Source organism: Deinococcus depolymerans (genome assembly GCF_039522025.1).
Classification (GTDB): Bacteria; Deinococcota; Deinococci; order Deinococcales; family Deinococcaceae; genus Deinococcus; species Deinococcus depolymerans.
Genome location: NZ_BAAADB010000029.1, coordinates 132,914 through 153,635 on the forward strand (window position 1 = coordinate 132,914; position 20,722 = coordinate 153,635).

The 20,722-nt window shown below is 71.6% G+C and carries 19 protein-coding genes and 1 tRNA gene; 12 read left to right on the forward strand and 8 right to left on the reverse strand.

The features are described 5' to 3' along the window. The first annotated feature begins 59 nt into the window (after window positions 1–59). From ABDZ66_RS13195 to ABDZ66_RS13215, 5 genes are all read left to right on the forward strand, one after another. Window positions 60–626 carry a DUF2271 domain-containing protein gene (locus ABDZ66_RS13195; RefSeq protein ID WP_343759739.1) on the forward strand — a complete coding sequence of 189 codons (567 nt, stop codon included), beginning with the start codon at window positions 60–62 and terminating at the stop codon, window positions 624–626. Then, window positions 604–1,254, forward strand: coding sequence for a PepSY-associated TM helix domain-containing protein (locus ABDZ66_RS13200; protein ID WP_343759742.1), 651 nt, complete (start codon window positions 604–606; stop codon window positions 1,252–1,254). The genes ABDZ66_RS13195 and ABDZ66_RS13200 overlap by 23 nt, the downstream gene beginning before the upstream one ends. Window positions 1,255–1,318: 64 nt before the next feature. Next, window positions 1,319–2,107, forward strand: coding sequence for a nitroreductase family protein (locus tag ABDZ66_RS13205; protein ID WP_343759744.1), 789 nt, complete (start codon window positions 1,319–1,321; stop codon window positions 2,105–2,107). Between the two features lie 167 nt (window positions 2,108–2,274). Further along, window positions 2,275–3,486, forward strand: a complete 1,212-nt coding sequence (locus ABDZ66_RS13210) for a trans-sulfuration enzyme family protein (RefSeq protein WP_343759746.1) — start codon at window positions 2,275–2,277, stop codon at window positions 3,484–3,486. A 98-nt stretch (window positions 3,487–3,584) separates the two neighbouring features. After that, on the forward strand, window positions 3,585–4,589 hold the full coding sequence (locus tag ABDZ66_RS13215; RefSeq protein WP_343759748.1) for an NADP-dependent oxidoreductase: 1,005 nt from the start codon (window positions 3,585–3,587) through the stop codon (window positions 4,587–4,589). A 194-nt stretch (window positions 4,590–4,783) separates the two neighbouring features. Here ABDZ66_RS13215 and ABDZ66_RS13220 read toward each other — a convergent pair whose 3' ends face one another. From ABDZ66_RS13220 to mnmC2, 3 genes are all read right to left on the reverse strand, one after another. Next, window positions 4,784–5,785 carry an isocitrate/isopropylmalate dehydrogenase family protein gene (locus ABDZ66_RS13220; RefSeq protein ID WP_343759750.1) on the reverse strand — a complete coding sequence of 334 codons (1,002 nt, stop codon included), beginning with the start codon at window positions 5,783–5,785 and terminating at the stop codon, window positions 4,784–4,786. A gap of 98 nt (window positions 5,786–5,883) precedes the next feature. Continuing rightward, a complete protein-coding gene (locus ABDZ66_RS13225) occupies window positions 5,884–6,879 on the reverse strand; it encodes an NAD(P)/FAD-dependent oxidoreductase (RefSeq protein WP_343759752.1) in 996 nt (331 codons plus the stop codon). After that, complete coding sequence (mnmC2, locus tag ABDZ66_RS13230; protein ID WP_343760320.1) at window positions 6,879–7,607, reverse strand: tRNA (5-methylaminomethyl-2-thiouridine)(34)-methyltransferase MnmC2; 729 nt, start codon at window positions 7,605–7,607, stop codon at window positions 6,879–6,881. Before mnmC2 ends, ABDZ66_RS13225 begins: the two co-directional genes overlap by 1 nt. Window positions 7,608–7,760: 153 nt before the next feature. Between mnmC2 and ABDZ66_RS13235 the strand changes: the two genes are divergently transcribed. Continuing rightward, window positions 7,761–9,773 carry an elongation factor G gene (locus ABDZ66_RS13235; RefSeq protein ID WP_343759754.1) on the forward strand — a complete coding sequence of 671 codons (2,013 nt, stop codon included), beginning with the start codon at window positions 7,761–7,763 and terminating at the stop codon, window positions 9,771–9,773. Between the two features lies 1 nt (window position 9,774). On the opposite strand, the gene ABDZ66_RS13240 is transcribed toward ABDZ66_RS13235, so the two are convergent. Next, the gene (locus ABDZ66_RS13240; RefSeq protein WP_343759757.1) at window positions 9,775–10,440 is read right to left on the reverse strand and encodes a hypothetical protein; all 666 of its coding nucleotides are present in this window, start codon (window positions 10,438–10,440) and stop codon (window positions 9,775–9,777) included. A 71-nt stretch (window positions 10,441–10,511) separates the two neighbouring features. Here ABDZ66_RS13240 and ABDZ66_RS13245 point away from each other — a divergent pair, with 71 nt between their 5' ends. The 3 genes from ABDZ66_RS13245 to ABDZ66_RS13255 all read left to right on the forward strand — a co-directional run bounded on the left by ABDZ66_RS13245 (window position 10,512) and on the right by ABDZ66_RS13255 (window position 13,651). After that, window positions 10,512–11,531, forward strand: a complete 1,020-nt coding sequence (locus ABDZ66_RS13245; RefSeq protein WP_343759759.1) for a threonine aldolase family protein — start codon at window positions 10,512–10,514, stop codon at window positions 11,529–11,531. Between the two features lie 85 nt (window positions 11,532–11,616). Next, complete coding sequence (locus ABDZ66_RS13250) at window positions 11,617–12,585, forward strand: CPBP family intramembrane glutamic endopeptidase (protein ID WP_343759761.1); 969 nt, start codon at window positions 11,617–11,619, stop codon at window positions 12,583–12,585. A gap of 346 nt (window positions 12,586–12,931) precedes the next feature. Continuing rightward, on the forward strand, window positions 12,932–13,651 hold the full coding sequence (locus ABDZ66_RS13255) for a hypothetical protein (RefSeq protein WP_343759763.1): 720 nt from the start codon (window positions 12,932–12,934) through the stop codon (window positions 13,649–13,651). Between the two features lie 62 nt (window positions 13,652–13,713). On the opposite strand, the gene ABDZ66_RS13260 is transcribed toward ABDZ66_RS13255, so the two are convergent. Together ABDZ66_RS13260 and ABDZ66_RS13265 are read right to left on the reverse strand one after the other, a co-directional pair. Then, window positions 13,714–14,214 (reverse strand): DUF456 domain-containing protein, encoded by a 501-nt coding sequence (locus tag ABDZ66_RS13260; RefSeq protein WP_343760322.1) that lies wholly within the window; start codon window positions 14,212–14,214, stop codon window positions 13,714–13,716. 84 nt (window positions 14,215–14,298) lie between these two features. Further along, window positions 14,299–14,375 (reverse strand) — tRNA-Met (locus ABDZ66_RS13265). A 217-nt stretch (window positions 14,376–14,592) separates the two neighbouring features. Between ABDZ66_RS13265 and fni the strand changes: the two genes are divergently transcribed. Continuing rightward, complete coding sequence (fni, locus tag ABDZ66_RS13270; protein WP_343759765.1) at window positions 14,593–15,672, forward strand: type 2 isopentenyl-diphosphate Delta-isomerase; 1,080 nt, start codon at window positions 14,593–14,595, stop codon at window positions 15,670–15,672. Here fni and ruvA read toward each other — a convergent pair. Continuing rightward, window positions 15,641–16,243 (reverse strand): Holliday junction branch migration protein RuvA, encoded by a 603-nt coding sequence (ruvA, locus tag ABDZ66_RS13275; protein ID WP_343759767.1) that lies wholly within the window; start codon window positions 16,241–16,243, stop codon window positions 15,641–15,643. The genes fni and ruvA overlap by 32 nt on opposite strands. 102 nt (window positions 16,244–16,345) lie before the next feature. Between ruvA and ABDZ66_RS13280 the strand changes: the two genes are divergently transcribed. After that, window positions 16,346–16,954: a GNAT family N-acetyltransferase gene (locus ABDZ66_RS13280; RefSeq protein WP_343759770.1), complete on the forward strand. Its 609-nt coding sequence runs from the start codon at window positions 16,346–16,348 to the stop codon at window positions 16,952–16,954. An 88-nt stretch (window positions 16,955–17,042) separates the two neighbouring features. Here the strand turns inward: ABDZ66_RS13280 and ABDZ66_RS13285 are convergent, their stop codons facing one another. Next, window positions 17,043–18,242 carry an MFS transporter gene (locus ABDZ66_RS13285; protein ID WP_343759772.1) on the reverse strand — a complete coding sequence of 400 codons (1,200 nt, stop codon included), beginning with the start codon at window positions 18,240–18,242 and terminating at the stop codon, window positions 17,043–17,045. A gap of 375 nt (window positions 18,243–18,617) precedes the next feature. Between ABDZ66_RS13285 and metG the strand changes: the two genes are divergently transcribed. Beyond that, the gene (metG, locus tag ABDZ66_RS13290; RefSeq protein WP_343759774.1) at window positions 18,618–20,633 is read left to right on the forward strand and encodes a methionine--tRNA ligase; all 2,016 of its coding nucleotides are present in this window, start codon (window positions 18,618–18,620) and stop codon (window positions 20,631–20,633) included. Window positions 20,634–20,722: the final 89 nt, after the last annotated feature.

Below are 20,722 nucleotides of genomic sequence, written 5' to 3' on the forward strand. Positions count from 1 at the left end.
CTTAACGCGGGGCTAACCGCCCTGTCCGATCCTGCACCCGACAGGACCAAGGAGGCACCATGACACACATTCCGACGAACACGCGCCGCCGTTTCCTGGGGAAACTCGCGGCCGCCACCGCCCTCACCGTATTCCGTCTCGCGCCCGCGCAGGCCGCCGCCGCCAGCACCGCCGGGCGGTGGGCGACCGGCATGGTCCTGGACATCAACTTCACGGTCGCCACCCAGGCCACCGGCCGCGTCAAACGCCCCTACGTGGCCGTCTGGATCGAGGACGAGGCCGGGAACACCGTGCGCACCCTGACCGTGTGGGTGCAGCAGTCCCGCATGAACCCCCGCTGGCTGCAGGAACTGCGCCGCTGGACCCGCCAGAACAGCGCCATGCTCGCCACCGTGTCCTCGGCCACCCGCAACCCCGGCACGTACGCCGTCGCCTGGGACGGCAAGACCGACCGGGGCGCCACGGCCACCCAGGGCACCTACTACGTGTGCGTCGAGGCGGCCCGCGAGCACGGCCCGTACTCGCTGGTGCGTGAGAAGGTCACGGTCGGCGCGGCGTCGTTCCGGAAGACCCTGGGGGCCAACAACGACATCGAGGCTGCCAGTGTCAACTTCAGCAGGGCCTGAGCAGGGGGGCGCCGCGCGGGTCCGCTCCGCGCCCCGCCCGCGCACCCTGAAAGCCCGCACGAACGTCTGGCTGCGCTGGGCGCACACGTACACCAGCATGATCAGCCTGCTGGTCGTGCTGTTCTTCAGCCTGACCGGCATCACCCTGAACCACCCGGACTGGGTGTTCGGCACGAGAGAAACCACGAAAACGGTGACCGGCACCCTCCCGGCCGGCTGGATCAGCGGCAGCGCGGTCGACTGGCTGAGCGTCGCCGAGGAACTCCGCGCGCAGCAGGGCCTCAGGGGCCGCGCCAGCGACCCCCGCCTGGACGGCCAGGAGGCCAGCCTCTCGTTCCTGGCGCCCGGCTACAGCGCCGACACCTTCATCGACACGCAGACCGGCCGGTACGAGACGACCATCCTCGCGCAGGGCGCCGTGGCCGTCATGAACGACCTGCACAAGGGCCGCGACGCCAGCCCCGCCTGGAAATGGGTGATCGACCTGAGCGCCGTGTTCCTGACCGTCATCTCCCTGACCGGCCTGGGCATCCTGCTGTACCTGAAAAAGACGCGCGTGCAGGCCCTGAGCGTCATGGGTGTCGGCGCCGCGCTGACCGTCCTGCTGGCCTGGCAGGCCAGCCGATGACCGACCCTGCCCGCCGTGACGGATCTTCCCGTTCCCCTCGGCCGCGGAGGGTATCGTGGCCCGCATGACCGTTGCCACGAGGACCTACACCCCCGCCGAAGTCACGGCGTTCTACGACGCGCACCGCACCGTCCGCCAGTACCAGACCCATGTGGACGGCTCGCCGCTGCCGCTGCCCGCCGATCACCTGGAAGCCATCCTGCACGCCACGCAGCGCGCCCCGACCGACGCGACGGCGCAGCTGTACTCCCTGATCCGCATCACCCGCCCGGAACTGCGCGCCCGCCTCGCGGAACTGACCACCAACGCGCACATCGCCACGGCCAGCGAGGCCTTCGTCGTGTGCGCCGACGTGCGCCGCGTGGAGCGCGTGCTGGAAGTCAGCGGCAGGCAGGCCGGGCAGTGGCCGGCCATCGCCGTGCACTTCGGCATCGGGGACGCCGTCATGGCCGGCACCAACCTGCTGACCGCCGCCGAGATGCTCGGCTACCAGGGCTGCTGGATCGGCGGCGTCCTGAACGGCCTGGACGGCATCATCGAGGAACTGAAGCTCCCGCAGGGCGTGCTGCCCTTCGCCGCGCTGACCATCGGCACGCCCGCCGAGAACGCCCCGTACCGCCCCCGCGTGCCGCGCCCGCTGGTCATCCACACCGACACGTACCACGACGGGAGCGACGACGAGATCCGCGAGGCCGTGCAGGTCATGAACCCCATCGCGGCGCGCGGCGATCAGCCCGGCGACTGGGCGCGCCTGCTCACCATGTACTTCGGGCAGGGGGGCGGCATGGAAGCCCGCGAACCCGGCCTGGTCGCGGCCCTGAAGAAACAGGGCCTCTGGGCCGGCGCCGAGTAAAGCCGCCCCCGAGGAGCACCGGCACCCCGCGCCCGCTGTCCGGCGCGGGGGTCTTCGTTGCCGGGCAAGGCCAGCAGGGCTGCCGGGCGGGGTCGCTGACCGGGCGTCCGCTGACCTGCCTGCCTCCGGGCGGCGCGTGGATGCGCCGCGCTCCGTACAATGCGCACGTGAGCCAATCCAACCCCGATGCCCCCGGCGAGCCCGCTGCGCCCGTGAAGTACGACCTGACCACCCTGGCCGCCCGCGCGGGCGAGGAGGCCCGCCCCAACCGCGCGGCCGCGCTGGTGGAACCCATCTACCAGAGCACCGTGTACGCGTTCGCGGACCTGGACGACCTGGACCGCGCCATGAGCGGCGAGGATCCCGCCAGCTTCTACTACCGCAACGGCACCCCGAACGCCGCGACCCTGGAACGCGCCCTGGCGACCCTGGAAGGCACCGGGGCCGCGCTGGTGGCCGGGAGCGGCATGGCGGCCATCAGCGCCGCGCTGCTGGGCGTCCTGAAGGCCGGGGATCACGTGATCACGGACGCCCGCGTGTACGGCGTGACGTACGCCCTGCTGGCCGAGGAGTTCCCCCGCCTGGGCATCGAGGTGTCGTTCGTGGACGCCTGCGACCTGAACGAGGTCGAGGACGCCTTCCGGCCGAACACCCGCGTGGTGCACGTGGAGAGCCTCACGAACCCGCTGCTGACCGTGCCGGACGTGCCCGCCCTGGCGCGGCTGGCGCACGGACGCGGCGCGCTGCTGAGCGTGGACAACACCTTCGCCAGTCCCGCCGTGTTCCGCCCGGCCGAGCACGGCGCGGACCTCGTGACGCACTCGGTCAGCAAGTACCTCAGCGGGCACTCATCGGCGTTCGGGGGCGTGCTGTGCGCCTCGCCGGAACTGGTGGCGCTGGCCCGCACGCGCCTGCTGCGCCTGGGCGGCACCATCTCTGCCTTCGACGCCTGGATGACCATGCAGGGCCTCAAGACGCTGGGCCTGCGCATGCGCGCCCACAGCGGCAACGCGCAGGCGGTCGCGGACGTGCTGGTCAACCACCCGCGCGTCAGGGCCGTGTACCACCCGGGGCTCAGTGACCACCCGCAGTTCCACCTCGCCATGGACCTGTTCCCGCAGGGCTTCGGCGGGATGCTGAGCGCCGACATCGAGGACGCGCCGCGCTTCGTCAGGGCCCTGGCTGGCCGCATTCCGCTCGCGCCGTCGCTGGCGGACGTGATCACCACGCTGTCCTGGCCGTGGGGCACCTCGCACCGCCCGCTGCCGGAACCCGAACGCCGCCGCCTGGGCATCACCCCGAACCTGCTGCGCCTGAGCATCGGCATCGAGGACATCGGCGACCTGCTGGGCGACTTCGAGGCCGCGCTGGACGCGTAGAAGACCTGTGGTTCAGGGGGGTGTCCTCGGGTACGGAACACCCCTAACGTCACCTCCCTCACCGTGTTGGGTTCTCATGAAGGCGCACAGTGGGCCGCATGACGACTTCACGTGAAGTGCAACTCGCGGCCCGCCCCCAGGGCGAACCCAGGAACAGCGATTTCAACATCGTGGACATCGACCTGCCCGCCCCCGGTCAGGGCCAGATTCAGGTGCGGAACCTGTTCCTGACCGTCGACCCGTACATGCGCGGCCGCATGAACGACGTCAAGAGCTACACCCCGCCCTTCGCGCTGGGGGAGACCATGACCGGCGGGGCCGTCGGCGTCGTCACGCACAGCGAGGACGCCCGCGTGCCCGTCGGCGCGCACGTCCTGCACGACCAGGGCTGGCGCACCCACGCCAACATCGACGCCGGGCGCGTGAAGGTCCTGCCGGAACTCGCGGGCGTGCCCCTCAGCGCGTACCTGGGCGTGCTCGGCATGCCCGGCCTGACCGCCTACGCGGGCCTGCTGCGCACCGCTGAATTCAGGGAAGGTGACGTGGTGTTCGTGTCCGGCGCGGCCGGCGCGGTCGGCAGCGCCGTCGGCCAGATCGCCCGCCTGAAAGGTGCCTCGCGCGTGATCGGCAGCGCCGGCAGCGCCGGGAAGGTCGCGCACCTGACCGGTGAGCTGGGCTTCGACGCCGCCTTCAACTACAAGGACGGTCCCGTCAGCGAGCAGCTCAGGGCCGCCGCGCCAGACGGCATCGACGTGTACTTCGACAACGTCGGCGGCGAGCACCTCGAGGCCGCGATCAGCGCCATGCACTCCATGGGCCGCATTGCCATCTGCGGCATGATCAGCCAGTACAACGCCACCGAACCCACCCCCGGCCCCCGCAACATGGTGCAGATCATCGGCAAGCAACTCACGGTGCGCGGCTTCCTGGTCACGCCCCACTACGACCTGTTCGACACCTTCGCACAGGAAGTCGGCGGCTGGATCGCCAGCGGCCAGATGAAATTCGACGAGACCGTCGTGGAAGGCATCGACCGGACGCCCGAGGCCTTCATGGGTCTCCTGAAGGGCCAGAACACCGGCAAGATGATCGTCAAGCTGTAAGACGGACTCCGATTGAATGGCTTTGTAAGCCATTCAATCCGAGCGGAGCGAGTAGGAGCCGAAACGGGTTCCGGGCGTGGAGTGGGCAGATCGGTGACCTTCCGATCTGTCCACGAAACAGACGGAACCCGTGCACAGGAGGGGGGGCCGGACGCTCAGCGTGTCCGGCCCCCCCCTCTGGTGTCGTGCTGCGCTTACGCCAGGGCGGCGATGACGGCGTTCGTGAATTCCTCGGTGCCGGCGGTGCCGCCGAGGTCACGGGTGCGGGGGCCCTCGACGAGGACCTTGTTCACGGCCGCGTCGATGCGGCGGGCCGTTTCGTGGTCGCCAATGTGGTCGAGCATCAGCACGGCGGCCAGGATGGTCGCGGTGGGGTTGCTGATGCCCTGCCCGGCGATGTCCGGCGCGCTGCCGTGCACGGACTCGAAGATGCCGAACTTGTCGCCCACGTTGCCGCTGGCGGCGATGCCCAGGCCGCCGACCAGACCGGCGGCAAGGTCGGACAGGATGTCGCCGAACATGTTCGTCATGACCATCACATCGAACTGCTGGGGGTTGCGCACGAGCTGCATGGCGGCGTTGTCCACGATCATCGTGCCCGTGTTCAGGCCCTCGACGGTCTTCGCGTGGTCGAGGATGGTGTTCAGGAACAGCCCCTGCGTGACGGGCAGCACGTTGGCCTTGTGCACAACCGTCAGGCGCTGGCTGCGCTTCATGGCGAGGTCCGCGGCGAACCTGCCGATGCGCTCGCTGGCGTCCTTGGTGATGACGGTGTCGGCGATGGCGGTGTCGCCGTAACGCCGCTCCTGTTCCACGTACAGGCCCTGGGTGTTCTCACGGACGATCACCAGGTCGACGTTCTCGTACGCGCCGGGCACCGGGCGGGTCTTGGTGGGGCGCACGTTGGCGTACAGGCCGTACTTCTGACGCAGGTGACGGATCGCGCCGGAGAACCCGGCGGGTTTCTCGCCGCTGGGGCTGGTGGCCGCGCCGAACAGGGTCGCGTGGGTGTTCTCCACGGCGTCGTAGGTGGCCTGCGGGACGCTGGTGCCGTGATCCAGGAAGTACTCGTACCCGGCCTCGGCGTGCACGTACTCGGCGCTGAAGCCGGCGGCGTCCAGCACGCGGCGGGTCGCGGGGATGACTTCGTGGCCGATGCCGTCGCCTTCAATTAAACAGATGCGGTAAGTCGCCATAACCTGCACAGTCTAATGCACCTTTGTATTTCTATTCACCCTTGCGCGGGGCGCGGCACGTTACCCGCCGCGTGACGCACCCCCCAACTGGAAGCGTTTCAACCGGCTGGGCGCGGGGATTCCGGCGAGGCCATGAGCCGAGCGGCCAGGTCATGCGCCAGCAGCGGTCCCAGCAGGAAACCCTTGCTGCTCAGGCCGCTCAGCCGCCACGAACCGTCGGGTTGCAGTCCGGCGCGCAGCCCGGACAGGCGCGACCCGGTCCAGCGGCCCGTGACCCGCGCGCCCCGCAGCCCGGTCAGCGCCGCGCCCTTGCCCAGCAGCCACCCCAGCGAGCCCAGCGGCAGCCCCTCCGGCGCCCAGGTGGGAGCGGGCGTCTCGAAGGTCGCGCCCAGCACCCCGCCCGCCGCGGCCGGGGCGAGGTACGCGCCGAAACTGACGGGCACGCCGGTCACGGCGCGGTCCAGGGTCAGCAGGCTGCCCATGCGGTGCGTGCCCGCCTCGCCCCGCCACGCGCTGCCCACCGAACCGCCGCAGAACACCACGGCGTCGGCATGCAGGGTGTCGCGGCGCAGGGGGTCGCCGTCCGCCAGCGTGACCGTGCAGGCCGTCCAGTCCAGCGCGCGTCCGGTGACGACCTGCGCCCCGGACGCCCGCACCAGGGCGCGGGTGAAGGCCGGGCCGTCCACCCACCCGCCCTCCGGCAGGTGCAGGACGTGCGCCCAGCCGGGAGTCAGGGGTTCCGGCGCGTCTGCGGGGGTCAGCCACCCGTGGCGCAGCGCGGCTGGCAGGTTCCGCTCGAACCGCGCCCGCGTGCGGTCGTCCGGGATGGGCCGCAGCACGCCCGTCTGCCCGTGCGGCACGGCCCAGCCCGCCGCGCACAGCTCGCGCAGCAGCGCCCAGGTGAAGGCCATGCCGTCCAGCGCGCGGGCGTCCACGCCGCCCGACTGCCCGCGCACCGGGTTGATCAGGGCGCTCGGCACGCCACTGGCGCGGTGCAGCCCGGCGTCCACGACCGTCACCCGTGCGCCCGCGCGGGCCAGGAAGTACGCCACCGACGCCCCCGCGATCCCCGCCCCGATCACGATGACGTGCATCAGCCCTCCTGCACGGCGCGCAGGCACTCGCGTTTGCCGGGCGCGCCGGGGCGGCGTTCCACGCGCAGCCCGGCCGCCCCCAGGGCGCGGCGCACGTGCCCGGCGGCGCTGTACGTGCCCAGCACCCCGCCCGGCGCGAGCGTGCCCGCCACCCGCGCCACGAACTCCGGCGTCCAGACCTCCGGGTTGCGGGACGGCGAGAAGCCGTCCAGGTACAGCGCGCTCGCCCAGGCGTCCGGCAGCGGGGCGGTCAGCACGTCCGCGAAGGTCACGGTGACGCTCACGCCGCCCGCCTGCACCTGTATCTCCCGCGGCAGGTCCTGCGGCCCCAGGCCCGACTCCGGCCACGCCGCGAGCAGCGCCTCCCAGACCGGGTGCGCCGCGCCCTGACCGCCGCGCGCCACCTCGCGCAGCAGGGCGCGGGGGGCCGGGTCGAACTCGAAGGCGTGGTACGCCAGCGCCGCGCCGCGCGCCGCCGCGTCCGCCACCGTCGCGCGGAAGTTCACGCCCAGCCCGAACCCCACCTCCAGCACGCGCGGGGCCGGGTGAACGTGCGTGTCCGTGCCCTCCAGAAAGACATGCCGCGCCTGCGCCGCCGCGCCGTGCCGCGACCCGTACGCCTCCCCGAAACGGACGCTGTGCGCCGTGCGCGACCCGTCCGGCGTGAGCAGGATCCCGCCGGGCACGGCGTCAGGCAGGGGGAACAGGGGAGAGGCGTCGTCCGGCATCACCCCCCACCATACGGGAGGGCCAGCGCTGCGGCCCAGGGACAGGCGGCCGGGGCGCTGGGTGTACACTCGGCAGTACCCAGCGTTCACGTTCACGGTTGCCGGTGTGCGTTCGCCCGCCTCCCAGTCCCCCCCAAAGGATCGGTGGTTCGTGTGCCCGTTCGGATCGTCAGTCTCGCCGCCCACAGTGGCGCCGGTAAAACCACGCTCTCCGAGGCCCTGTTGCTGCGCAGCGGGGCCATCTCACGCGCCGGACGGGTCGAGGACGGCACCGCCCGCAGCGACCACACCGACGCCGAGAAGACCCACGGGTTCTCCATCCAGACCGGCGTCGTCCGCCTCGCCCACCGCGGGACGGACATCACGCTGCTCGACACGCCCGGCTACGCCGACTTCGTCCGCGAGATCCGGGGCGGCATCCGCGCCGCCGATACCGCCGTGATCGTCGTGAGTGCCGTCAGCGGCGTCGAGGTCGGCACCGAACGCGTCTGGGCGACCGCCGACCGCTTCGCCATGCCGCGCCTGATCGCCGTGAACCAGATGGACCGCGACCGCGCCAACTACCACGCCGTCCTCGCCGACCTGCGCGCCAGCCTCAGCGGGCCGGTTGCCCCGGCCTACCTGCCGCTCGGCGAGGGCGCCGACTTCCGGGGCGTCGTGAACGTCCTGACCGGCGAGGTCAGCCCCCCCCAGGACCTGCCGCCCAGCGACCGCGCCGCCCTGCAAGCCGCGCAGACCGCCCTGACCGACGCCATCGTCGAGACCGACGACGACCTCATGAACCGCTTCCTGGACGGCAGCCCCATCAGCACCGACGAACTGCACGCCGCCTTCACGCGCGCCGTGCACGCCGGCACGCTCTACCCCGTCATTCCGGTCAGTGCGCACAGCGGCGCAGGCGTGGACGCCCTCCTCGACCTGATGGTCACGGGCCTGCGCAGCGCCCGCGAACGCGGCCCCCTGACCGGCGTGGACGGCCAGACCCGCGACCCCACCCCCGACGCGCCGCTCAGCGCACGGGTGTGGCGGGTGTCCATCGACCCCTTCGTGGGCAAGCAGGCCTTCATCCGCGTCTGGAGCGGCACGCTGCGCCCCGGCGACATCCTGCGCAACACCACGCAGGACCTGGACGTGCGCCCCATGCACCTGTACGTCCCGAACGGCAAGGACCTCACGGAAGTCACGGAGCTGCCCGCCGGCAGCATCGGCGTCCTCACCAAACTCCCGGACCTGCACGCCGGGGACACCCTCGCCGACCCCGCCCTGCCCATCCGGTACGACCCGCTGTGGCTGCCCGACCCGGTCCACACGGTCGCCATCCACCCCGCCACCCGCCAGGACGAGGACAAGCTCGGCGCGGCCCTCGCGAAACTGCGCGAGGAGGACCCCACCCTGCACTACTCGCGCGAGGCGCAGACCGGCGAGCAACTCCTGTCGGGCATGGGTGAGATGCACCTGAACATCGCCGTGGAGAAACTCGCCGCGCAGGGTGTCACCGTGACCACCACCACCCCCCGCATCCCCTACCGCGAGACCATCCACGCGCCCGCCGAGGCGCAGGGCAAACACAAGAAACAGAGCGGCGGACACGGCCAGTACGGCGACTGCCGCATCCGCATCGAGCCCGGCCCCGGCTTCAGCTTCCGCTCCGCCGTGGTGGGCGGCGCCATCCCCGGCAAGTACATCCCCAGCATCGAGAAGGGCGTGCAGGACGCCATGCTCAGGGGACCCCTGGCCGGATACCCCATGCAGGACGTCCACGTCACCGTCCTCGACGGCAGCTACCACGACGTGGACAGCAGCGACATCGCCTTCCGCACCGCCGGCAGCCTCGCCCTGAAAAACGCCGTGGCGAACGCCCGCCCGGGCCTTCTGGAACCCGTCCTGCAACTGCGCGTCCGCGCCCCGGCCTCCTTCACCGGGGACCTGATCAGCGACCTCCAGACCCGCCGCGCCCGCGTGCAGGGCATGGACCCCGAGGGGACCGTCATCACCGTCACCGCCCTCGTCCCGCAAGCTGAACTCCAGACGTACAGCGCCGACCTGCGCTCCCTGACCGGCGACCGCGGCGCCTTCAGCGTCAAACCCCACGGGTACCAGGCGGTCCCGGAACCCCTCGCCAAAAAAATCATCGAGACGCGACAGGGCGAACTCGCCGGGGCGTAGGTCAAGGGCCCAGGTCAGGGAAGGTTTCTCGAATCACGCGGCCATTCCGGAAGGTGGTGACCTGATCTCCGTAAGGAACTCCGCCGATGACCGTCCAGGTGGGTGCGCGCAGCAGGGTCTTCACGTCGGTCAGAGGTTCGTCGGGTGCGCCGCGCAGCCACAGGAGGTCCGTGGCGCTCAGGCCGACGCTGGAGGCGCGGGGCTGGCTGCTGAGGCGCTGCACGTCACCGGGTGGGGGCGTGAAGCTCAGCGTGCGGTTCAGGTGCGTCTCGTCCACGAAGGCGACACGGAACGTCGTGCAGGACTTCACCTCCAGTCCCTGCCACCAGCGGGGGAGAGGCCCGTTCCCGCTGCTGCCTGAGACGGGTTCCACTGGTCCCTGTGGTTCGAGCGTGAGGATGATGGCCTGCGGCGTTCTCTGCTCGCGGACATGTCCTTTCACGCCGATTTCAACCTCGCGCGGGCCGGTCTGTTCGACCTGCGTGACCCGGACCGGGGTGGTGAGTGGAATGAAGAACTCGGTGGTACTGCTCCCCCGGACGCAGCGCAGCGGGCCGCCGCCGTACACCCAGACGTCCCTCCCGGCCAGCCGCGCCAGTTCCGGCGGGAGGGTCGGGGGCGGGGTGTGGCAGGCGACCAGCAGGAGCAGGGCAGGCCAGAGTCGCATCCTCCAGGCATACCACCTCCTCTCCCGGGGCGCGTCCCACTTTGGGTGCGGCGCGGCGTAGCATCCGGGTCATGACATTGCCTGCGCCTGTGATTGCCGACCTGCGTTCCGATACCGTCACGACCCCCACGCCCGCCATGCGCGAGGCGATGGCGCAGGCGCCGGTGGGGGACGACGTGTACGGCGAGGACCCCACCGTGAACGAGTTGCAGGTCGAGGTGGCCCGCCTGACCGGGCACGAGGCGGGGCTGTTCATGCCGTCGGGCACGATGACGAATCAGGTGGCGATTGCGCTGCACACCCGCCGCGGCGAGGAGGTCATCTGCGCGGAGGGGTCGCACATCTACGAGTGGGAGCTGGGCATGATGGCGGCGTTCAGTGGGGTGGTGCCGCGGTTCGTGCCGGCGCCGCTGGGCGTGCCCGCCCCGGAGGACGTGCGCTCGGCGGTGCGGCGCAGCGTTCACCAGTCCCCGAGCGGGTTGATCAGCCTGGAGAACACGCACAACAAGGCGGGCGGGACCGTGATTCCGCTGGATGTGCTGGACGGGATTCGCGCGGTGGCGACCGAGGAGGGCCTGCCGCTGCACCTGGACGGGGCGCGCGTGCTGAACGCGGCGGTCTCTCTCGGTGTGCCGCTGAGTGACATCACGGCCCGTTTCGACACGGTCAGCGTGTGCCTCAGCAAGGGCCTGGGCGCCCCGGTGGGCAGCGTGCTGGTGGGCAGCGCAGCCCAGATGCGGCAGGCGCACCGTTACCGGAAGATGATGGGCGGCGGCATGCGGCAGGCGGGTGTGCTGGCCGCGGCGGCGCTGGTGGCGCTGCGTGAGGGTCCGGCCCGGCTGGCGGAGGATCACCGCCGCACCCGTGAACTGGCCCACGCCCTCGTGAACGCGGGTTTCGACGTGAACATGGCTGCCGTGCAGACGAACATCATCTACGCGGCCGTGCCGGACGCCGCCGCGCACGCCGCCCGCTGGAGCGAACAGGGCGTGCTGTGCAACGCGCTGGGGCCGGACAGCGTGCGCTTCGTGCTGCACCACCAGATTGACGACGAGGCGCTGGCCGGGGCCATCCGCGTCCTGACGGCGTAGGGGCAGCGGACACGCTGTTCCCGCTTCCCCCTCCTCAACTTTCCGTTGACGCGCCGTGCCGGGTGGGCGCGGTAGGCTCGGGGGTATGACCGTTCCGGATGCCCTGCCCGTGACCACCGATCCGCCTGACGTGCCCGCGCCGCCCGGGGTGCGGGCGGTGGATGGCAACCGGGCGGCGCTGGCGCTGCTGCTGGTGCAGAACGTGGTGTCGGCGGGGCTGCTGGCCTTGAAGGTGCCGCTGGGGGCGTCGCTGCTGGGGGCGTTCGTGGTGGTGGCGCTGGTGGGCCTGACCGCCTTCCGGACGCCGATGCGGGCGCTGTTCCGGGACGTGCGCTGGCGCACACCGCCCGCGTGGGGCGTGGCGGTGGCGGCGTTCGTGCTGGCATTCCTGGCATCACGGGCGTTCGTGCTGGCGTTCGTGACCCTGGTGCCGTCGGCAGCGGACAGCGCCCCGCAGTTCCTGAGTCGCGGCGCGGACCTGTGGGTGCTGCTGCTGGCGGCAGGCGTGCTGGTCCCGGTGGCCGAGGAGGTCGCGTTCCGGGGCCTGATGATGCGCGGGCACGAGCGCGCGGCCGGGTTCGGGGCGGCGGCACTCACGTCGTCGCTGGCGTTCGCGGTCGCGCACGGCGCGCCGGTCAGCGTGATCGGCATCCTCCCGCTGGCGTACGTGCTGGCGCGCGTGACGCAGCACACGGGCAGCATGTGGAACGCCGTGATCGTGCACGTACTGAACAACACCATCGCGCTGGGCCTGGGCGCGTTCCTCGCCGGGCGACTCCCGACCGACCCGGCCCGGGCGACCGAGCTGCTGTCGAACCCGGCCCTGAAGGTGCCGCTGGCGGTCGGGGCGGCGCTGTTCGGGACGGTGGTGCTGGTCGTGCTGCACCTGTGGCTGACCCCGAAAGCCGATCCGCAGGAGCGTTCCGCGCCGGGCCCGTGGCTCAGCGGGGCGTACGTGGCCGTGCTGCTGTTCGGCCTGACCGCGTTGACCCTGACCTTCCCGCCCGTGGCTGCGTGGCTGGAGACGGTCCGCGCCGCCGCGCAGGGCCACTGAGACGGACTCCGGTTGAATGGCTGACAAAGCCGTTCAATCCGAGCGAAGCGAGGAGGAGCTGGGCGGGTTCCGGACGTGGAGTTGACAGATCGGTGGTGTTCCGATCTGTTAACGAAACAAACGGAATCCGTATGAGACGGACTCCGGTTGAATGGGCTGCAAAGACCATTCAATCCGAGCGGATGCGACTCGGAGAGCTGCTCCGCAGAGCAGGAGAAAAGCGGGTTCCGGACGTGGAGCTGGCAATCCGGTGAACTTCCGGATTGTCGGCGAAACAAACGGCAGTCCGTATGAGGAGGGCCGCGCGGGTGTGACGGCGGTGGTGGGGGCTACCATGGCGGGGTTTATGGCCCGTCCTGATGCCCGCCCGTCCCGCGCCCGTCCGACTGCCGTGCCGTCCGATCCGGCCGCGCCGCTGCCCACCGAGTTCCTGACCGGCCCGCGCGTGTTTGCGCGGCGGCTGGCCCCGACCGACCCGGTCGCGTGGCGGTACCTGGGTGTCGTGGCGCTCAGCGCGGCGCTGTCCGGCGTGGCGTACGCGGCGCTGGTGCGTCCCTCGGTGACGCTGGCGGCCGGGCTGGCGGGCGGCGCGTCCCCGCTGCTGGTGCACGTGACGAACGCCATTGGCGGGGCGTTCCTGGCGATGTTCACGTTCGTGCTGATGTGGCTGCTGGGCTGGCTGGGTGCCGGACGGCCGGGCCGGGCGGCCGAGGTGTACGGCGCGAGTTTCGCGTTGTTGCCGCCGCTGTACCTGCTGGTGACGGTCGTGGCGCTCCTGACGCCCCGCGACGCCTGGATGCCGGCCGCCGGGGCGCTGGCGCAGGCGGGCAGCGACAATCAGGCGGTGCAGCGGCTGGCGCTGGCCGGACTGGCCCGCACGCCCGCCGCGTTCCTGCTGCTGGCCGTGACGATGCTGGGCACGGCCGCGCAGTGCGCCCTGAGCTTCCCGGCGTTCCGTGAGTTGACCGGGCGGCCCGGCCGGGCGCTGCTGGGGGCGCTGCTGCCGCTGCTGCCGGCGCTGGCGGTGGGGTTCATCGCGCTGGCGCCACTGCTGTTCCAGCGTTGAGCCAACGCGTGAAGGGGGCCGCCCAGTTGCCGGGCGGCCCCCTTCTGCATGGTAGGTGCGGTTCAGCCGAAGACGGACCGGGCCGGGTCCCACAGGCGCCACAGTTCGTACAGGCCGATCAGCAGGTGCAGCACGAGTTTGGCGGCCAGTCCGGCCAGCAGGCCGATCAGGGTGCCCCACGCGGCCCGCGCGGCGTCCAGCGGGGCCTTGCGTACGACCAGCAGTTCCGCGATCAGCGCGCCGGCCAGCGGGCCGACGATCAGGCCGAACGGAATGAAGATACCGACCAGACCGCCGATCAGCGCGCCCCACACGGCCTGACGGCTCCCGCCGTACCGGCGGGCCCCCCAGGCCGAGGCGACGTTGTCGACCATGCTGATGGCGACCGTGATCAGCAGGAAGGTCAGCAGGAACGGCAGGTCCGGCCACGGCTGGAATCCGTCGACCAGCGTGGCGGCGACGGACCCCAGGAAGATGATGACGGTGGCGGGTACGGCGGGCACGAACGTGCCGATCATGCCGATCACCCAGGCGACGAGGAAGATCAGGAAGGCGAGACTCACGCCGTACAGTACGCCGCGCTGCCCGCCGCCGTTCCCGGACGCGGGAGGGAACATGAAAAGACCCCCACCGAGGTGGGGGCTGCTTGGTTGCAGGGACAGGATTTGAACCTGCGACCTCCGGGTTATGAGCCCGACGAGCTACCAGACTGCTCTACCCTGCGTTACTCTGGTTAAACTTTCTGCGTCTGCGTCGCGGTTTCTTTCGTTCCCGCTCTCAGCGCTCAGGAATAGTACCTCGGGTTCCCGGAACTGTCAACTTTGTGTCACGCTGCACTTTTTTGCCGTGCTGCACGTCCGGCCTCCGGCACCTGCCGGAACAGCGCTGTTTCGGGGGGAATCCCACCGCCCACCCTGCCCGCGCCCGTTACGCTGAACCCCGTGACCGACGCCCCCCTCACCCCCGCCCGGAGCGGCCCCCCGGCAGGCAGCGCCATCGAGCAGCGCAAACTGCGGCACATCGAGGCCTGCCTGCGCCCGGACAGTCAGTACGCCGCGCGCCCCACCGGCCTGCACGAGGTGCCCTGGCCGTACCGCGCCCTGCCGGAACGCGACCTGGAGGGCGTGGACCTGCGCACGACCTTCCTGGACTGCCCCCTGAGCGCCCCGGTCCTGATCGGCGCGATGACCGGCGGCGCCGACGCGGCCGGGCGCATCAACCGCAACCTCGCCATGGCCGCGCAGCGCCTGGGGATCGGCATGATGCTCGGCTCGCAGCGCGTGATGCTGGAACGCCCGCAGGCCCGCGCCAGCTTCCTGGTGCGCGAGTGGGCGCCGGACATCCTGCTCGTCGGGAACCTGGGCGGCGCGCAGTTCCTGCTCGGCTACGACGACACCCACGCGGCGAGGGCCGTGCAGGAGGTCGGGGCGGACGCCCTGGCCATTCACGTCAATCCCCTGCAGGAGGCGCTGCAACCTGGCGGTGACACCCGCTGGGCCGGCCTGACCGACCGGCTGGCCGCGCTGGTCCCCACGCTGCCCTTCCCGGTGATCCTGAAGGAGGTCGGGCACGGCCTGGACCGCCGCACCGTGCAGGCCGTGGCGGGCGCGGGCTTCGCGGCGCTGGACGTGGCCGGGGCGGGCGGCACCAGCTGGGCGCGGGTCGAGCAGCTGGTTCACCACGGGCACGTGCGCACACCGGACCTGTGCGACCTCGGCATTCCGACCGCGCAGGCCATCCGGGAGGCGCGGGCGGCCGCGCCGGGCACGCCGCTGATCGCGTCGGGCGGGATTCGCACGGGACTGGACGCCGCCCGCGCCCTGAGCCTGGGCGCGCAGGTCGTCGCCGTGGCCCGCCCGCTGCTGGAACCGGCCCTGGACAGCGCGGACGCCGCCGAGGTCTGGTTGCGGCAGTTCATTCACGAGTTGCGGGTCGCGCTGTTCGTCGGGGGGTACGCGGGCCTGGACGACCTGCGCGCCGGGGCGGGGTTCAGCGCAGGCGGCCCAGCGAACGGCGGATAAGCTGGTCGGCGTTCAGGTCCGGTTCGGCGGCCAGCAGTTCGGCCACGGTCGCCCGGACCTGCGCCTCGCGGAAGCCCAGGGCCAGCAGGGCGTCCACGGCGTCGCGGCCGGCGGTGGTCGTGACCCGCGCCGCCTTCACGCCGCCCGCGCCGCTGGCCGGGGCTGCCAGATGTTCCGGGACCTTGCCCTGCAATTCCAGGACCAGCCGCTCGGCGGTCTTCTTGCCGACGCCGCTGACGCTGCTCAGGAGTTTCACGTCGCCGCCCAGCACCCCGGCCGCCAGGGCGCTGACCGGCATGGCGGACAGCAGCGCCAGCGCCAGTTTCGGCCCGACCCCGCTGACGCTGGTGAGCAGGTCGAAGATCCGGACGCTGTCGGCGTCGTGGAAGCCGAACAGCAGCTGCGCGTCCTCGCGCACCACGAAGCGGGTGTTCAGTTCGGCCGTCTCGCCCGCCGTGAGTTTCCCCAGGGTGCTGGACGGGCACTGCACCTCGTACCCCACGCCGCCCGCCACGATCACGGCGCTGTGTTCACGTATTTCCCGGACCACGCCGGACAGGTAGGCAATCATCCTCCCCAGTGTACATTCCGCTCTGAACAGAAACAGCGGCGGGCGGCAGGTTCGCACCACCCCCGCCCCCGCGCGGCGCCGCGGTGTGCTGCACTGTGAAGCATGGTGATCCTGCGTCCCGCCCGCCAATCCGACCGCGCCGCGCTGCTGCGCATCTGCCTGGAAACCGGCGACAGCGGCCAGGACGCCACCGCCCTGTACCGCGACCCCCACCTGCTGGGGCAGGTGTACGCCGCGCCGTACCTGACCTTCGCGCCGGACTTCGCGTTCGTGCTGGAGGACGCCCTGGGGGTCGGCGGGTACGTCCTGGGCACGCCGGACACCGCCGCCTTCGAGGACACCCTGGAACGCGCGTGGTGGCCGCCGCTGCGCCGCCAGTACCCGGACCCGCAGGCCATTGCGCCCGCCGACCGCACGCCGGACGAACGGATCGCGCACCTGATCCACCACCCGCGCCGCACCCCGCCGGACCTGCTCGCCGCGTACCCGGCGCACCTGCACATCGACCTGCTGCCACGCGTGCAGGGAGGCGGGCGGGGCCGCGCCCTGATGGACACGCTGCTGGGCGCACTGCGGGAGGCCGGCGCGGTCGGCGTCCACCTGGGCGTCGGGGCGCGCAACGTGAACGCCCAGGGCTTCTACCGGCACCTGGGCTTCCACGAGCTGGGCCGCACGCCGGGTGCCGTCACGTTCGGCCGACGCCTGGACTGACCCGGACTCCGGTTGAATGGGCTGCAAAGCCCGCCGGGTCCGAGCGAAACGAACGGCAGTCCGTATCACCCGCGCCCGTCCCTGGCGTTCAGCCGGCGCGCCGCAGACTGAACGCCAGCAGGGCCGCGCCCAGCAGCCCGGCCAGCAGCGCGCCCACCCGGAAGATCAGGCCCTCGTGACCCGGCTGGCTGGTCAGCAGCACCGGGCTCAGGAACTGCCCCAGGAAGATGGCGCTGCTCATGCCGGCCGTCACCCGGCCCCGCCACGCGGGGGGCGTCAGGTCCGCCAGCCAGGTGTACAGGTTCGGGAAGACCAGCCCGCCGCCCAGCCCGCCCAGGATCAGGCCCAGCAGCGCGCCCGTGACGCTTTGGGCGCCGGACACGGTCAGCCACCCGGCCGCCAGCAGGCCCAGGCCCAGCGCCGCCGTGCGCTGCGCGTGAAAGCGCCCGGTGAAGCGCGAGTACGCCAGCGACGTGAGCGCCGCGACCAGCGTGAACGCGCCCAGCAGCAACCCGGTCACGGCGGGCGCGGCGCCCAGGGTGCGCAGCAGGAACGGCCCCTGGGTGGGCATCAGGTAGAACACGATCATGTACCCGACCGACAGGGCGTAGATCACGCCGATGCTGGCCCAGCGGGGCCTGGCGTCCCGGGCGCTGTCGGTGGGCAGCGGGGCGGGCAGGCCGCCGGCCAGCCGCAGGGTCAGCGGGATCAGCAGCAGCGCGGCCAGGTACAGCGCAAAAGGTGCGCGCCACGACGCGGCGGCCAGCAGGCCGCCCAGCGGCATCAGGACCGCGCCGCCGAAATTCCCGAACGCCGCCTGCTGACTCAGGAACCGCCCGCGGGCCGGGCCGCTGAACAGGTCGTTCACGAGCGCCCCGGCGGCCGTCATGGTGCCCGCCACGGCCAGTCCCAGCACGATCCGCCCGGCCAGCAGCGTCCCGATGGAATCGGCGATCAATCCCGCGCTGCCGCCCAGCGCGTACAGCACCAGCGAGGCCAGCAGCACCGGGCGGCGGCCGTAGCGGTCGGCCAGCACGCCGCTCAGCGGCGCGGTGAGCGCGATGACCAGGCCCACGATCGTCAGGGACAGCTTGATCAGAAAGGCGGCGTTGGGCGTGTCCGCGAAGTGCGCCTGCATGGCGGGCAGGGCCGGGGCGATGGTCGCGCCGCTCATGATGGTCAGGGTGGAGAGCAGCAGCAGGGTCAGCTGGGTCAGGCGGTCCGGGGCGTGTCCGGCGGTGGGGGAGGGCGGCGGGGACGTGAGCGGCACGGAGCGGGGCGCGGACATGCCGCCAACGTAGCTTTATTTTGTGAAGTGCAAAGGTGATTACAGCGGTTGTCCGGGGGCGGCGCCGTGTGGGCACAGCGGGGCGCGGACGGTCGGCCGCAGGCCAGATGACAGAGTCGCCCGCCCACCCGCACCCGCTACAGTGAACGCATGCCGCACCGACCCCGCTGCGCTGCCCCCACCCCCCGCCGCAGGCCCCTGTCCGGCCCGCGAATGCCGGGCCGCGCTGCCTGAGCGCCCACCCCGCGCTCCGGGGCCGGCCACTCACGGGCACGCTGGACCGGGGGGACACGCGGGACGCGCAAAATTCCGTATTCTGACAGGGTTGCCCGGCCCTCCTCTCATCAGGGAGCCGGCCGGGAAGGAAGGGAGACCATGAGCCAAGCAGCACCCACCCCGTTTTTCATCACGGCCGCCATCGATTACGCCAACGGCGCGCCCCACATCGGGCACGTGTACGAGAAGATCCTGACCGACGCCATCGCCCGCTACCAGCGCCTCGCGGGCCGCCCCGTCACGTTCGTCATGGGCACCGACGAGCACGGCGAGAAGATCAGCAAGGCCGCCGCCAAGGCCGGCGTGACCCCGCAGGAACTCGTGGACGACCTGTCCGACCGGGCCTTCCAGGGCCTGTGGAAGACGCTGGGCATCAGCTACGACCACTTCGTGCGCACCACCTCCGCGCGCCACAAACGCTTCGTGCAGGAGATCCTGCAGCGCGTGTACGACGCTGGCGACATCTACTTCGCCGAGTACGAGGGCCTGTACTCGGTCGGCGCCGAACGTTACGTCACCGAGAAGGAACTCGTGGAGGGCCCCGACGGCGTGCGCCGCTTCCCCGGCGACAAGGACCCCCCGGAACTGCGGCGCGAGGCGAACTACTTCTTCAACATGGAGAAGTACCAGCCGTGGCTGCTGGAGTACCTGCAGACGAACCCCGAACTGATCCAGCCCGCCGGATACCGCAACGAGGTGCTGGAGATGCTGAAGGAACCGGTCGGGCCGCTCAGCATCAGCCGCCCGAAAAACCGCGTGCCCTGGGGCATCGAACTGCCCTGGGACGCCGACCACGTCACGTACGTGTGGTTCGACGCGCTGCTCAGCTACCTCACGCCGCTCGTCAGCAGCGGCCAGGACGCCAGCGTCAGCGGCACCGCCTGGCATGTGATCGGCAAGGACATCCTCAAGCCGCACGCCGTGTTCTGGCCGACCATGCTGCGCGCCGCCGGGCTGCCCATGTACCGCCGGCTGGTCGTGCACAGCCACATCCTCGCCGAGGACGGCCGCAAGATGGGCAAGAGCCTCGGGAACGCCATCGACCCCGAGGCGCTCGTCTCGGCGTACCCCACCGACGCCATCCGCTACACCCTGCTGCGCGAGGCGACCCTCAGCGCCGACAGCCCCTACGGCGAGGGCATCCTGATCTCCCGCCTGAACAGCGACCTCGCCAACGACCTGGGCAACCTGCTGTCCCGCACCATCAGCATGATCCAGAAGTACCGGGGTGGCGTCGTGCCCGCCGCGCAGGACCTGTGCGACCGCGACCGCAGCATCGAGGCCGCCGCGCTGGCCCTGCCCGGCCAGATCCTGGCACTGGTGGACGACCTGAAGATCAACATGGCCATCGAGGCCGCCATGAACTTCGTGCGGGACCTCAACCGCTACATCGCCGAGAGCGCGCCGTGGAACCTCGCCAAGAGTGACGACACCCAGCGCCGCCTGGACACCGTGCTGTACACCGCCGCCGAGGGCCTGCGCGTCGCCAGCGTCGCCCTGGAGGCCGTGATCCCGGTCAAGGCCCGCGAACTGCGCGCCCAGCTGGGCCTGGCCTCCCAGACCTACGCCCTGGCGCCCGCCTGGGGCCTGATCCCCGCCGGGACGCGCGTGGCGGGCGGCCCGATCCTGTTCCCGAAACCCGAACCGAAAGAAGCCTCCACCCCCGCCCCCGGCGGCCCGAAACCCGGCAAGAAAGAGAAACCCATGACCCAGACTGCCCCTGAAACGACCAGCCCCGCCCCGGCCACCCCGGCCACCGACGCCGCGTCCGCCCCCGAGGCCACCGAGGCCCTGATCAGCATCGACGACTTCGCCCGCATCGACCTGCGGATCGCGGAGGTCGTCGCGGCCGAGGCCGTCGCCAAGGCCGACAAGCTCCTGAAACTCACGGTGAAACTCGGTGACGAGACCCGCACGGTCGTGAGCGGCATCCGCCGCTGGTTCGAACCCGAGGCGCTGGTGGGCCGCAAGGTCATCCTGGTCGCCAACCTGAAACCCGCCAAGCTGCGCGGCATCGAGTCGCAGGGGATGATCCTCGCCGCCGAGGACGACCAGGGCAACCTGGACCTGATCGGCACCGGCCTGGACCTGCCCAGCGGCACCCGCGTCCGCTGACCCACCCCCACCTGCCCCGCCCGGCCCCGCGCCCGGCGGGGTCGACTGCTGCCGCGGCCAGCAGGGCGGTCAGCCGCTGACCGGACCGT